Source organism: Sorangium sp. So ce406, assembly GCF_051474675.1.
Lineage (GTDB): Bacteria > Myxococcota_A > Polyangia > Polyangiales > Polyangiaceae > Sorangium > Sorangium cellulosum_G.
On sequence record NZ_CP150340.1, the window covers coordinates 1,760,925 to 1,773,377 of the forward strand.

A 12,453-nucleotide genomic window follows, 5' to 3' on the forward strand; every position below is an offset into this window, starting at 1 on the left:
GATCGGCCTCAGAGGAAGAGGTGCGCCTCGCGGATCTGCTCGGGGACCACGACGTACCGGAAGGGGAATCGATAGCTGACGAAGACGCGACCCCTGTCCGCCTCGATGCCGACCTGGTCGATGGAGAGCGGGCGCTCGTCCATCTCGTCCTCGAAGCGCACGCGGGCGCGCGGGCGGACCTCGGGCAGGTCGATGACGAGCGGCGCCCCGCCCGTGACCCCGTCCACGGCGATGCGCGTGCCCGGCTCGATCGAGGGCACGATCATGCGCGGGTGGGCCGCGTTGAAGAACGTGGCGTCGAACTGGATGGGCGGCCCCGCGGCCGCGGCGTCGGGCGCGCCGGCCGCGTGCGCGTGGAGCGACGGCCCGGCGAGGCGCGCGAGGCGGATCCCGCTCATGGGCGGGCAGGGGCCCACGCCCGCGGGCAGCGGCCTGTCGTCCCACGACGAGATGAGCTGGTCGGGCTCCTCCAGGTTCGGGAGCGGCCTGTCCTCGGCGCTGTGCGGCCAGAGATAACAGCCGATCCCGTCCGGGTTGAGCGGATAGGGCACGTCCAGCCCGTCCCACACGTCCCTGCCGCCGTACGCATAGGCCATCGTGAGCGGAATGGCCTCGATCGGGAGCGGTGATGTCGCTGAGAGCCCGGACAGGCCCTTTCGCCACACCCGCACGCCGGAGACAGCGACCTCCCGCTTCCACTCGCGGCCGACGAGGATGGAGAGGGTGAACCGCGTCGTTCCGGGCTTCTCCGGGCGCGCGTGGCCGAAGAGGAAGAGGTCGACGCCGCCGCGGTAAAAGAGCTGATCGGTGTCGATGACGCCGTACTCGCTCTCCCACGGCTCCGCCGAGATCCGCCAGGGCTGCTCCTCGCTGGGCACGAGCTCGGTCCCCCGGAGCTCGTAGGTGATCTTGGTCACGAGCGACGCCGCGATGCGATCGTCGTCGATGGCCGTGCGGAAGAGCCGCGCGCTGAAGCGGGTGTGGTTCTCGAGCTCCATGCCCCTCGATCCGGTCAGGAGCCCAGCCGGACGCGCTCGCCCGTGACCTCTACGTCGTCGTTGGCCTGGATGCGCACGTTGCCGCGCGCCGAGCGGATGAGCTGGCTGCGCCCGACGGTCTCGAGGCGGCCGGCGGCCTCGACGCGGGCGTCCCCCTCCGTCGTGAGCGAGATGCCGTTCTTGCCGTGGAGCGACAGGCTATCGGCCTCGATCGCGAGCGCGCCCGTCGTCGCCAGGGAGAGGCCGGCCCCGCGCACCACGAGGCGGATGCCCTCCGGACCGATGGAGATCTCGAGGTGCGCGGCGCCGCTCGGGTCCACGAGCTGGAGGCGGTTGTGCTCCTGTCCCCCTTCGACCACCAGGGAGTGGCCGTGCGCGAGGGCGACGGTGTGGGGCGCGGCGCCGACGTCCGCGTCGGGCGCGGGGTCGGCAGGGGCGATGTCTTCCGGGTCGTGAGCGCTCATCGGGTCCTCGCTGGAATCACGCTGCTCTCAGTTGAGGCGGATGATGCTGCCCTTGATGACGGTCTCGCCGCCGGCCTCGATGTTGATGGCGCCGCCGGTCACCTTGACCGCGGCGCCGCTCGCCTCGAACGACGCTCCGCCGTCGACCTTCGCCGCGCCGGTGGTCACGGTCCAGGTGGCGGAGTTGACGTTCTTGGCCGCGCCGACGTTCTCGGTGGAGTCGGCGGTCGTCCCCTCGGTGCGCGCGCCGACGACGGTGTCGCTCAGGGCGCCGATCTCGATGCGGGTGGTGCCGCCGAGCTGGACGTCGAGCCGGCTGCCGAGCTGGAAGTCCTTGCGGCTGCCGACCTGCAGGTCGAGCCGATCGCCGAACTGGAGCGAGCTCTGGTTCCCCGCCTGCAGCTCGGCCTGGCTGCCGACCTGGATGTGCGTGCGATCCCCGACCAGCGTGACCGACTGGCTGCCTGTCTGCGTGCGCGAGGAGTCGCCCGTCACCTGCTCGGTCTGATTGCCGACCTGCGTGAGCGCGCTGTTGCCGGTGATCGTCTCGGTGAGATCGCCCGTGAGCGTGAAGGTCCGGTTGCCGGTGATGGTCTCCGTCTGGTTGCCGGCCGGGAGCGTGATCGTCTGATCCGCGCCGACCGTGATCGACTGGTTGACGCCGATGAGGATCGTCTGGGAGTTGCCGATCTGGATGGACTCGTTGTTGCCGACCGTGTGGGTGCGATCGTTGCCGACCGTCAGGCAGTCGTTGTTCCCGATGGTCGTCGTGCGATCGTTGCAGACGGTGTTGGACTCATCGTGCTTGACCAGCTTCGTCGCGTCCCGCTCGGCCTGGACGCGCATGAGCTCGCGGCCGGGCGCGTCCTCGAACATGACCTCGTTGTAGCCAGACCCGCCGATCGTCTGGCTCCTCCACCCGCTCTGGGTCTTCATCGCGGGGAGCGAGTAAGGCACCTTCTGCAGGTTGGTGTAGACGCGGCCCACGACGACCGGCCTGTCGGGGTCGCCGCCCAGGAAGTCGATGATCACCTCCTGGCCGACGCGCGGGAGGTTCACGTGGCCGAAGCCGCCGCCCGCCCCCGTCTGCGAGACGGGGATCCAGCACGAGGAGGCGTCGTCCATCGCTCCCTCCAGGTCCCAGTGGAACTGCGCGCGCACGCGCCCGAACTCGTCCACGTGGAGCGTCTCGCCGGGCGGCCCGACGACGGTGGCCGTCTCGACGCCCTGGGTCCTGGGCTTGGGCGTGGAGAGCGGCGGATAATAAGGCATGTCCGCGCTGACTGCCCTGCAGGCGTGCGACCACTCCCCGCCGTACGTGCCGGAGATCTCCGCCGAGGTGACGAGGAGCCGCTTGCCGGTCGAGACCTCGCTCTTCGGGTGATCGAGGAAGGTGACGATCACGCCCGGCGCGACGTCGAGGCAGTTCGTCTCGAACTGGACGGTCCGCGCCGTCACGCGCTTGGCGTCGAGCCGCCGCTGCGCGAGCTCGGTCCCGATCTTCTCGTCCGTGCGGTATTTCCCCTTGTCGTCGGCGGCCGGCGTATCGTCTCCCTTCCCGCTCTCGAACAGGAACGCGCCGGGCACATAATGGTATCGCTCGAGCCCTTGCTCCGGCGCGGTGCCGCCGGTCCCGGACTGCATCAGACGGTACGTCGGCGGTCTGCGGTAATCCTGATCGCGCAGCGTGTATTTCCCCGGTCGGACCTTGCGGCCGACGCGCACCGCGGTGACGTGCTCCAGGTCGCGGCCGCCCGGCGCGTCGATGAACCGGATCGGCCGACGCGTCTCGTTGCCCTGCGGAGCGTCGCAGAGCACCAGCTTGCTGTCGCCGGAGGCGGCGTCGAAGTAGAAGCTGATGCCCGCGTCCTCGAGCACCCGCGAGATGAAGACGAAATCGCTCTCCCCGTACTGGACGCGGTACTTGCGCTTCTTGTGCTCGAGCGAGGTGCGCCTGTCGAACGGGATGCTCCATTCGTCCAGGATCTTCTCCACGATCCCGAGCTCCGAGAGGTGCTGGAAGATGCGGTTGCGCCGGCGCTGCGTCAGGAACCAGAGGGACGGCGCGATGTCGACCTGGTACGTGGAGACGCCGTCCGGCTCGACCGCGACCTGCTGCAGCGACGTGCAGATGCCGGCCCATGTCCGCGAGGCCGGCACCTCCGCGCCGAAGTGCGCGGTGAACGACGCGGGATACCCCACGATCGCATCGAAATCGATGTCCGGATTGACGCTGTGCGCGAGGATGGACACCGAGAACAGCTTCGAGATCTGCTCGGTGATCTGGAACTGCCGCACATCGAGCGAGTCGCCGGAGGCGACCTGGACCGACAAGAGGTGTGAAGAGGGGGTGGTCATGACCTCATCTCATCCTGGTTTTCGCCGGGGGGCCGACGCACGACGGACAGGCGGGCGATGCTACGTGAGCGTGGTAACGGCTGCAAGCGCGCGAACGCGCGCGGAATGCCCGGACGCGCCCGTGCCGCCGGCTCCGGCTCACCCCGCTCGCGCTCTCGTCACCGCCTTGCGCACCTCATCGCCGAGCGCCGCGTCGCGGGCGATCCTGGCGATCCACGTCCGCTGGATGCGAATCGCGCTCTCGTCGGGCAGCCCGACGTCGCGCAGCGCGTCCGCGAGATCACCGCGCTCCGCGCCCACGGTGATGCGCGCGAGCTCATCGGCGGAGATGGGCCCGCGCTCTCTCTCGAGCTGCGCTACATAGGCCGCGTCGTAGGTGCGGAGCAGCTCGTTCCGGCCTCGCCGCAGCTCGCGCTTGATCTCCGCCGCCCAGGCGGCGCGGAGCCGCGCCCATGCGGGCTCATCGAGCCGGCTCTCTCTCAGGATGCGATCCTTCTCGTGCGGGCGCAGCGCCAGCGAGGCGTCGAGCGCGGCGCACGCCTCGACGGAGACCTCCTCGATCGTCGGTTCGCGCAGGTCCGCTGTCGGCGCCGGCGCCGCCCCGTGCGTGGGGGGCGCGGGCTCCTCCGGCGCTTCCGCCCCGCGCGTGGGGGGCGCGGGGTCCTCCGGCGCTTCCGACTCCTGCGGCTCCGGGCGCGGAGGAGCCCCGAGCGCCGCCAGCGGGCCGAGCCGCGGCGGCTCGGCGATGGGGGGAGGCGCGCTCGGCGCGACGGTCTCCGCGCGCACGGGGTCGTGCAGGATGGGCTCCGGCGAGAAGGGGGACGACGGCACGCGCGGCGCGCCGGGCTGGGATCGTGGCGGCGAAGGGGGCGGGAGCTCCGTGGTCCCTGCGAACGGGAGCACGGCGCGCGACGGCACGGCGTCCGGCACGGGGGTCGGGAACTCCGTGGCCCCCGCGAACGGGAGCACCTCGCGCGGCTGCAGCGCGAGCGACACGAGGGGCGGGATCTCCGTGGTCCCCGCGAACGGGAGCACCTCGGGCGGCTGCAGCGCGAGCGACGCGGGGAGCGTACCGGCGACGTCGAGCGCGCTGGCCGCCGCGGCGATGACAAGCCCTCGCGGCTCCTCCGCGAGCGAGATCTCCACCCGGCCCGCCTGCTGCGGGTGGTCCAGGAGGACATATCCCCGCCACGTCAGCGAGCAGGTCCCCCGGTCGGTGTCGATGCACAGCGTGTCGCACCGGAGCTTCCTCTCCTGCGCCGGGGCGCCGCCCCGCGCCACGACGGCGCGCGGCACCACGGCCCGGAGCCTCGTGATCAGCCGCGCGTGCGCGGGGTGCAGGTTCTCCAGCACGATCCGCTCGTCGGGGCAGATCTCGTCCATCTGCTGATCGGGCGGCGCCGCGTTGAAATAGCCCGCGTCGATGTCATCGGGCAGCGGCCGCTCGCTCCAGCGCGCGTGATTCCATGTCGCCGCGTGCCACCCCAGCTTGTGCGCCCTGCCTGGCCAGCTCGGGGCGATCGGCCCGAAGCCCACCGGCTCGATGGCGTCGCGGCGGCCGGTGACGTGAGCGCCCGGCATCTCGAGGTTGGGCGCGGGCGTCATTGCCCGCCTGTCGGGCGCCGCGCCCGGCGGCGGTACGCCCACCGGGTTCGCGGTGCCGGCCCCGCCGGCGGCGCGCTCCCATCGGAGTGACATCTTCGCGAACGGCACTGGCTCGCTCAGCGCCCCATCCGGGGTGAACACGCGATCTCCGAACACCGCGATCGACTTGTCGATCGCGCCCACCGCGAGCCGCGCGAGCAGCGACGTGACCGGGCGCGATCCGGGCGCGTACGCGTGCCCCACGACGAGCACGTCGGCGCGCCGCTTGAAAGGGGCCAGATCGCTCCCGAGGACCAGGCTGCGGTGCTCGTCGTCCTCCCAGTACAACTCCGCGCCGGTGGGCTCGTCCTGCTCCAGCGCGAGCAGCGACTCGCCCGGCGCGAGCGTGTAGGTCGCCTTGCAGACGATCGTGAGCGCCCACGCGCCGGCCCGCGGCTGCCAGAGGCTCGACGCGACGCGGAGAGGACAGGCCGAGACGACATCCATGCAGGGCGAGTCTAGCGTGGGCTCGCGATCGACCGATGATGAAAGCCGAGCTGCGACGACAGGCGCTCAGCGCGGCGGCCGAGCTCGTGTGAGATAGAGGGCGAGGGCGACTCCCGCGATCGCGCCGCCGCCGCCGCCGACCGCGATGAGCCACGCCTCGATCGGATCGCTCGTGCGGAGCAGGCCGAGCGCGACGCCCGCGAGCCCGAGGAGCCCGACGCCGGCGATCGCGCCGACGGTCGTGCCGGCCCACGCCACCGCGACGCGCGTCCCGAGCGGCGTCCTGGTGAGCGGCAGCGACGCGAGCTGCTCCTCGACGCCGTGGCGCTCTCGCTCGATCCCGAGGAGCGCCCGCAGCTCGGCGGCCGCGCGCAGGTGCACGGCCTGGCCGGGGAACACGGCCTCGGTGAGCGGGCGCGCCGCGCCGGAGCGGTCGACGAGGACGATGCGCCCGGCCGGCGAGGGCGCCTCTCCTCGGCCGAGCCACATCTCCCCGAGCGTCCCGCCCTCGACGCGGACGTCGGTGACGCCCTCGAGGGAGACCTCGTGGGACGAGACCGGGATCCCGAGGACGAACCGCCGGGCCCGGAGCGCGGCGCCGCCGCGCGTGATCTCGAGACGGAACCGCCCGAGCCCCTTGGTCGCCGAGTACGCCATCGTGAGCCCCATCGCGAGCATCCCGATCGCGAGCGGGAGGATCCACCACGGGCCGCGCAGGGTGACGTCGATCCGCTGCTCGCCCGCGAGGCTCGCGCGGACGATCGTCGCGACCTCGGCGGCCCGCTCGTGGCTCACCTGCTGCAAGGAGACCTGGTGACCGCCGTCGAGGATGAGGACGACCACGCCGAGGCTGCCTCCCTTCGACCCCCGCCTGACGTCGACGCGCACGTCGCGCAGCGCGGACATGGGAAACCCGATCGTCCTGGAGGTCATCGCGCGCGTCAGGACGCACCGCGCGCCGGGCGTGCAGGCGAGGTGGTCCTTCGAGAGCGCGACGATCGAGACGACGATGGCGCCGAGGAGCAGCAGGACGGAGAAGAGGAGGCGCGCGCCGCGGATGGGAAACGGACCGTAGCCGACGCTGCCCGAGGCGCGGCGGAAGGCGGGCTCGCGGAAGACCATCGGGTGAAGTCTAACCCGGCTTCACCGCCGCGCGCCGTCCTGCTCCACGCGGGCATCGTCCCGGACGCGCGCGTAGAGCAGGACGTCGCCCACCTGCCCGTCCTTCACGACGTGGCGCCGCATCCGCCCCTCGAGCGCGTAACCGGCCTTCTCGAGCACGCGCGCGGACGCGCCGTTCCAGCCGTAGACCCCGGCCTGGATGCGCTCGAGGCCGAGGTGCTCGAAGCCGTATCGCGTCATCGCGATCACCGCCTCGGTGGCCAGGCCGCGGCCCCAGTACGGCGCGCCGAGCCAGTAGCCGATCTCCGCGGTGTTCCGGTGCACGTCGTCGAAGCGCTCGAGCCCGATGCCGCCGGCCGCCTCCCCGTCCACCACGATGGCCAGGCCCGCGCCGGGCGGCGCCTGCCCGGTGCAGAACGCGATCCAGCCCTCGGCGTCGGCGCGCGTGTACGGGTGCGGGAAGCGGTCCCGGAGGTTCGCCCAGACGCGGCGATCGTCCGCGTTCTTCGCGAGCGCGTCGGCGTCGGCCGGAGTCCAGGGGCGGAGCGTGAGCGAGGGCGTCTCGAGGATCATGGCGTCTCTTTCTCCGGGCGAGCCTCGCCGGCTCGCGGCGTCGATCGATCGTAGAGCTTCACGAGCATCTCGGTCCCGAGGCCGGTCGCGATCATCCGCTCGCGGCGGTTCGAGAGCAGCGCGCCGAGCCACGGCACCGCGCCGCCGTCGCCGAGCGGGAGCTCGAGGCCGTCGTCCCGGCGCACGATGAGCTGGATGAACGGCCCGGCGTAGTAGCCGAGCCCCTGCAGCCGCGCGAGGTCGTGGACGACCTCGACCTCGGGACGCGCGCGCGCGAGCGGCTCGGCCACCTCGGCGACCCAGCGCTCGGCCCGCGCGACGAGCTCCGGGCCGAGGCCGAGCGACCGCGCCGCGCCCGCGAGATCGGCCGCCGCGCGCGGCAGATCGACCGACGCCTCGCGCAGGGCCGCCTCGGTCGAGCCGGGCTCGTGCGCCTTCGCCCGCAGCGCCAGGGCGTCCGCGTCGAGGCCGCGCGCGCCGAGGCACGCCCGCACCAGGGCCGTGTCGGAGAGGACCACGCGCAGCCCCGCCGCGCGGAAGCCGGCGCCCGGCAGCGCGCGGACCAGATCGGCCCAGACGACGAGCTGCTCGAGCAGGGCCCGCCGCTCGCACGCGTCGTCCTCGCCCCGGGCCGGCGAGCGGACGGCCGTCACGAGCGCGAACAGGCGGAAGTGAGGGCTGAAGCCCGGGTGCTTCGTGGGCTGCATGCGCAGCACGCGCTGGCTCGCGCACAGCCGCAGCGGCTCGCCGCGCCCGGCCTCGCGCCGGCGGCGCGCCGCGTGCAGCGCGAGCCCGGTCGTGGGATCCGCGGCGACCTCGGCGAAGCGGACCGTCGCGAGCACGTTGTTCGGCTCGACGCCGGCGCACGCCGCGGCGCCGAGCGGCTCGACCGGCGCGAGATCCACCGCCTCGAAGCCCGCCGCCGCGGCGAACGCCGCCGCGTCGAAGGCGTGGATCCGCCGGGCGTCCGCGGCCGAGGCGTGCGTCATCGGCGCGCGCTCCGCGTGCTCGAGGACGTCGGCGAAGCTCCGCCGCAGGGCGCGCTGGCGCAGGCAGTGGAGCAGCAGCGTGGTGAGGTCGTTGCCCGGGAGGTCCTCCGCGAGCAGCCGGTCGAGCGGCCGCCCGGCGTGCGCCTCGGCGGCGCGGCGCGCGACGCGCGACGACAGCTCGCCCGTCTTGCCGTCGGAGAACGCCCGCCGCGGGCGGGCGGCGGTCGAACGGGTGGGATCCTCCGTGGTGGCCATGGCCGTCTCCTCGTCGACACCGTGACCCGGATCTGGCACCCTGGAAAGTGCCACCGCGGCGGGTTTCGATGGTGCCAGTGCGACGTGCCTCCCCGGGCTCCCCCGGCCCTCACGGCCCCCGGGCCGCCCGCGCCTTCCTCCGCCTCGATCGCGGCGCGCCGGTGACGCTGGCCGCGCAGCTCGTCGAGCAGCTCCGCCGCGCCGTGCTCGAGGGCGTCCTCCAGCCCGACCGCGAGCTCCCGTCGTCCCGCGAGCTCGCGCGCGAGCTCGGCGTGTCGCGCAACACCGCGGTGGCGGCGTACGAGGCGCTGGCCGCGGACGGCACCATCGTGGTCCGCCCCCGCCGGGCGCCGGTGGTCGCCCGGGTGCCGCCGCGCGCGGGGGGACAGAGCGCCGCCCGCGCCCAGCCCGGAGCGGCGGCGCCGCGCACCTCGAAGAGCGCGCGGCGCGTCGCGGCGGTGGTGCCGGCCGACAAGCTCGACGCGCTGCTCGAGACGCCCGCCCGCTCGCGGCCGTTCGGGGTCGGCCTGCCGGACCTCGAGCTCCTGCCGTGGCGCATCCTCGACCGGTGCATCGCGCGCCGCTTCCGCGCGATGTCGGCCGCCGACGCGCTGCTCGACGAGCCGCGGGGCGCGCCGCTGCTCCGGCGCGCCGTGCTCCACCACGTCGCGGTGGCCCGCGGCGTGCGCGCGACGGTCGACCAGGTCTTCATCACGGAGGGCTCCCAGGGCGCGATCGACCTCTGCTGCCGCGCCCTGCTCGACCCGGGCGACGCCGCCTGGATCGAGGACCCGGGGCCGCTCGCCCTCCGCGCGGCCGTGCGCATGGCGGGCGCGCGGCCCGTCCCGATCCCGGTCGACGAGGAGGGGCTCCGCGTCGACGTCGGCGCGCATCGACGTCGGGGCGCGCCGCGCGCGCGGGTCGCCTTCGTGTCGCCGGCCTACGCGTTCCCCTCCGGGGCGCGGCTCACGCTCGCGCGGCGCGTCGAGCTGCTCTCGTGGGCCAGCGAGGCGGGGGCCGTCGTCGTCGAGATCGACTACGAGGGCGAGCTGCGGTTCGACGGCACCCCGCTGCCGTCGCTGCTCGCCCTCGACATCGAGGGCGTGAAGGACCGCGTGATCCACGTGGGGAGCTTCAGCCGCGCGCTGTTCCCGGGGCTGCGCCTCGGCTTCATGATCGTGCCGCCCGCGCTGGTGCGCCCCGTGGCCGCGATGCGCGCGGCGTCGACGCGCTCGCCGCCCCACCTGCTCCAGGCCGCGCTCGCCGACTTCATCGACGAGGGCCACTTCGCGCGCCACCTCCGGAAGCTGAAGCAGGCGACGCGGCGCCGCCGCGACCTCCTGCTCGCGGAGCTCGGGCGCCTCTTGCCGGCCGCGGTGCGGGCGCGCGCCCCGGCGGGGGGCTCGGTGCTGGCGCTCGACCTGCCCGCGGGCGTGGACGACGTCGCGGTCGTCCAGGCGCTCGCGGCGCGGGGGGTGGACGCGCTGCCGCTCTCGCGCAGCACCGCGGCGCGCCCGCGCTCCGCGCCGCGGGCGCCGGGGCTCATCCTGGGGTTCGGCGCGCACGCGGAGCCCGCGCTCCGGGAGGCGGCGCGGACGCTCTCGGCCGTCGTGCGCGAGGCGATCGGCGCGGGCGAGGGGCGCTGAGGCGAGGGGCGCTGAGGTGAGGGGCGCTGAGGCGAGGGCGGCGCCGAGGCGCAGCGCGGCTCAGCGGCCGCCGGCGACGTCCAGGAGGGAGCCGGTGCAGTAGGAGGACTCGCTCGAGGCGAGCCACAGGATGGCGTGCGCGACCTCCTCGGGGCTGCCGGCGCGGCCCAGCGGCAGGCTCGCGCCGAGCCGCTCGGCGCGCCCCGGGTCGCCGCCGCTCGCGTGGATGTCCGTGTCGATGATCCCGGGCCGCACGGCGTTGACCCGGATGCCCTCGGCGGCGACCTCCTTCGCGAGGCCGATGGTGAGCGTGTCGACCGCGGCCTTCGAGGCGGCGTAGTCGATGTACTCGCCGGGAGAGCCGAGCTGCGACGCCCTCGACGAGACGTTCACGATGGCGCCTCCCGTGCCGCCGCGGCGCGTCGACATGCGCCGGACCGCCTCGCGCGCGCACAGGAAGCTGCCGACGACGTTGGTGGCGAGGATGCGCTGCACGCGCGCCGCGGTCATGTCTTCGAGGCGCGCCTGGCGGTCGAGCACGCCGGCGTTGTTCACGAGCGCCGTGACCGGCCCCAGGGCGCCATCGACGGTCCGGAACAGGCGCACGACGTCGTCCTCGACGCTCACGTCGGCTGCGACCGCGAGGGCGACGCCGCCGCGCGCGCGGATCGCGTCGACCACCCTGGCCGCGGCGCCCTCGTCGTGGAGGTAGCTCACCGCGACCGCGTAGCCCCGCCGCGCGGCGAGCAGCGCCGTGGCGGCGCCGATCCCGCGGCCGCCGCCCGTGATGATCATGATCTCGGCCATGGGGTGGGAGCATACCCTGGGGCCCGGCGAGGCCGGCGCATCGCCAGGGGTGCCGGTGCGCTGTGCCGCCCTCCAGGAGTCCAGCCATGGATCCGGATGGAGATTTCAACGCAAAGGCGCAAAGACGCCAAGGCGCAAAACAAGGACAGATGCCATGTATTCTTGCGCCTTTGCGCCTTTGCGCCTTTGCGTTGAAATCTCTCTCCGTTCGCGAGGCAGATCCCTGGCAGGATTTCTGACCCGCGGTACTAGACTCGCGCCCGGCCGCCACTCCCGGCGCGCCGCGTCCGCTGTCCCCGATGGCCCAGATCCGCCCGTGCACCGCCGCCCTCCTCGCCGTCCTCTCGGCCGCGTGCGCCGGCCAGTCCACGAACGCACCTCCGGTCGAGTCGGCTGCTCCGCGGGCCGACTCGGCCCCTCCGCCGGCCGGAGCCGCCGCTCCCCCGGAGCGCGCGTCCGTGGCAGCGCCCCCGCCGCGCGCGGGCGCCGCCGCGCCGGCGAGCGCCGATCCTGCCTGGGCGCCGCCGATCGTGCATTCCCTGGCCGTGTTCACGGTGACCCGCGGCGTGGAAGCGGTGCTGTGGCCCGAGCCGTTCGCCGACGTTCGCCCGGAGCGCTGGGCCTACCACTACGGCGAGGCGTTCACGAAGCCGCCGCTCTTCGACGCCTCCCAGCCCGCCTTCCGGTGGGACCACGACCCCTGGCCGATCAACGTGATCGGCCACGCCCTGCTCGGGAGCGAGATCTACCTCAGGGCCCGGACGTGCCGCTTCGGCGCCGCGGCCGCAGCCGCGTTCGCGATCGCCGGCACCCACCTCTGGGAGTACGGCTACGAGGCCAACGGCGTCCGCCCCTCGGCGCTCGATCTCGTCTACACGCCGCTCGCCGGGGCTCTCCTGGGCGAGCTCCGCCACGTCACCTGGCGCGCGGCGGGCGGCATCGAGAGCGCGCCGGCGCGCCTGTTCGTGCGCGCGCTCATGGACCCGTTCGGCGAGCTCGAGCGGGGCGCCGGGGTGTTCGACTGCTAGGTCCGGCGCGGGAGGCGTCCTCGCCGGGTGCTCGCACCTCGGGGCTGGCATCTTCGAAGCGTTTGAATCCTCGTTTTCTCCCTCGTTCCCAGTGGCCATCAAGTCATCAATCCAGGACCGAC

The 12,453-nt window shown here is 73.9% G+C and carries 11 protein-coding genes; 3 read left to right on the plus strand and 8 right to left on the minus strand.

Annotation, left to right across the window (positions count from 1 at the left end):
* Window positions 1-8: 8 nt before the first annotated feature.
* The 7 genes from WME96_RS06495 to WME96_RS06525 all read right to left on the minus strand — a co-directional run bounded on the left by WME96_RS06495 (window position 9) and on the right by WME96_RS06525 (window position 8,850).
* On the minus strand, window positions 9-998 hold the full coding sequence (locus WME96_RS06495) for a DUF2169 domain-containing protein (RefSeq protein WP_437289295.1): 990 nt from the start codon (window positions 996-998) through the stop codon (window positions 9-11).
* A gap of 14 nt (window positions 999-1,012) precedes the next feature.
* The gene (locus tag WME96_RS06500) at window positions 1,013-1,462 is read right to left on the minus strand and encodes a hypothetical protein (protein ID WP_437289296.1); all 450 of its coding nucleotides are present in this window, start codon (window positions 1,460-1,462) and stop codon (window positions 1,013-1,015) included.
* 27 nt (window positions 1,463-1,489) lie between these two features.
* Entirely contained in the window at window positions 1,490-3,820 is a 2,331-nt protein-coding gene (locus WME96_RS06505) for a type VI secretion system Vgr family protein (protein WP_437289297.1), read from the minus strand.
* Window positions 3,821-3,958: 138 nt separating this feature from the next.
* Window positions 3,959-5,911, minus strand: a complete 1,953-nt coding sequence (locus WME96_RS06510; protein WP_437289298.1) for a DUF2169 domain-containing protein — start codon at window positions 5,909-5,911, stop codon at window positions 3,959-3,961.
* Window positions 5,912-5,977: 66 nt separating this feature from the next.
* Window positions 5,978-7,033: a hypothetical protein gene (locus WME96_RS06515; RefSeq protein WP_437289299.1), complete on the minus strand. Its 1,056-nt coding sequence runs from the start codon at window positions 7,031-7,033 to the stop codon at window positions 5,978-5,980.
* 21 nt (window positions 7,034-7,054) lie between these two features.
* Entirely contained in the window at window positions 7,055-7,606 is a 552-nt protein-coding gene (locus tag WME96_RS06520) for a GNAT family N-acetyltransferase (RefSeq protein WP_437289300.1), read from the minus strand.
* Window positions 7,603-8,850: a hypothetical protein gene (locus WME96_RS06525; protein WP_437289301.1), complete on the minus strand. Its 1,248-nt coding sequence runs from the start codon at window positions 8,848-8,850 to the stop codon at window positions 7,603-7,605. Before WME96_RS06525 ends, WME96_RS06520 begins: the two co-directional genes overlap by 4 nt.
* Window positions 8,851-8,927: 77 nt before the next feature.
* Here WME96_RS06525 and WME96_RS06530 point away from each other — a divergent pair, with 77 nt between their 5' ends.
* Window positions 8,928-10,496, plus strand: coding sequence for a PLP-dependent aminotransferase family protein (locus tag WME96_RS06530; protein WP_437289302.1), 1,569 nt, complete (start codon window positions 8,928-8,930; stop codon window positions 10,494-10,496).
* Window positions 10,497-10,556: 60 nt separating this feature from the next.
* Here WME96_RS06530 and WME96_RS06535 read toward each other — a convergent pair whose 3' ends face one another.
* Window positions 10,557-11,303, minus strand: coding sequence for an SDR family oxidoreductase (locus tag WME96_RS06535; protein ID WP_437289303.1), 747 nt, complete (start codon window positions 11,301-11,303; stop codon window positions 10,557-10,559).
* Window positions 11,304-11,389: 86 nt separating this feature from the next.
* On the opposite strand from WME96_RS06535, the gene WME96_RS06540 reads away from it, so the two are divergent.
* On the plus strand, window positions 11,390-11,542 hold the full coding sequence (locus WME96_RS06540) for a hypothetical protein (protein ID WP_437289304.1): 153 nt from the start codon (window positions 11,390-11,392) through the stop codon (window positions 11,540-11,542).
* A gap of 60 nt (window positions 11,543-11,602) precedes the next feature.
* A complete protein-coding gene (locus WME96_RS06545; protein WP_437289305.1) occupies window positions 11,603-12,331 on the plus strand; it encodes a DUF3943 domain-containing protein in 729 nt (242 codons plus the stop codon).
* Window positions 12,332-12,453 lie beyond the last annotated feature (122 nt).

Coding starts and splice junctions, on each gene's coding strand:
- WME96_RS06495 (WP_437289295.1), bottom strand. CDS start 998: ATGGAGCTCGAGAACCACACCCGCTTCAGCGCGCGGCTCTTCCGCACG.
- WME96_RS06500 (WP_437289296.1), bottom strand. CDS start 1,462: ATGAGCGCTCACGACCCGGAAGACATCGCCCCTGCCGACCCCGCGCCC.
- WME96_RS06505 (WP_437289297.1), bottom strand. CDS start 3,820: ATGACCACCCCCTCTTCACACCTCTTGTCGGTCCAGGTCGCCTCCGGC.
- WME96_RS06510 (WP_437289298.1), bottom strand. CDS start 5,911: ATGGATGTCGTCTCGGCCTGTCCTCTCCGCGTCGCGTCGAGCCTCTGG.
- WME96_RS06515 (WP_437289299.1), bottom strand. CDS start 7,033: ATGGTCTTCCGCGAGCCCGCCTTCCGCCGCGCCTCGGGCAGCGTCGGC.
- WME96_RS06520 (WP_437289300.1), bottom strand. CDS start 7,606: ATGATCCTCGAGACGCCCTCGCTCACGCTCCGCCCCTGGACTCCGGCC.
- WME96_RS06525 (WP_437289301.1), bottom strand. CDS start 8,850: ATGGCCACCACGGAGGATCCCACCCGTTCGACCGCCGCCCGCCCGCGG.
- WME96_RS06535 (WP_437289303.1), bottom strand. CDS start 11,303: ATGGCCGAGATCATGATCATCACGGGCGGCGGCCGCGGGATCGGCGCC.
- WME96_RS06540 (WP_437289304.1), top strand. CDS start 11,390: ATGGATCCGGATGGAGATTTCAACGCAAAGGCGCAAAGACGCCAAGGC.
- WME96_RS06545 (WP_437289305.1), top strand. CDS start 11,603: ATGGCCCAGATCCGCCCGTGCACCGCCGCCCTCCTCGCCGTCCTCTCG.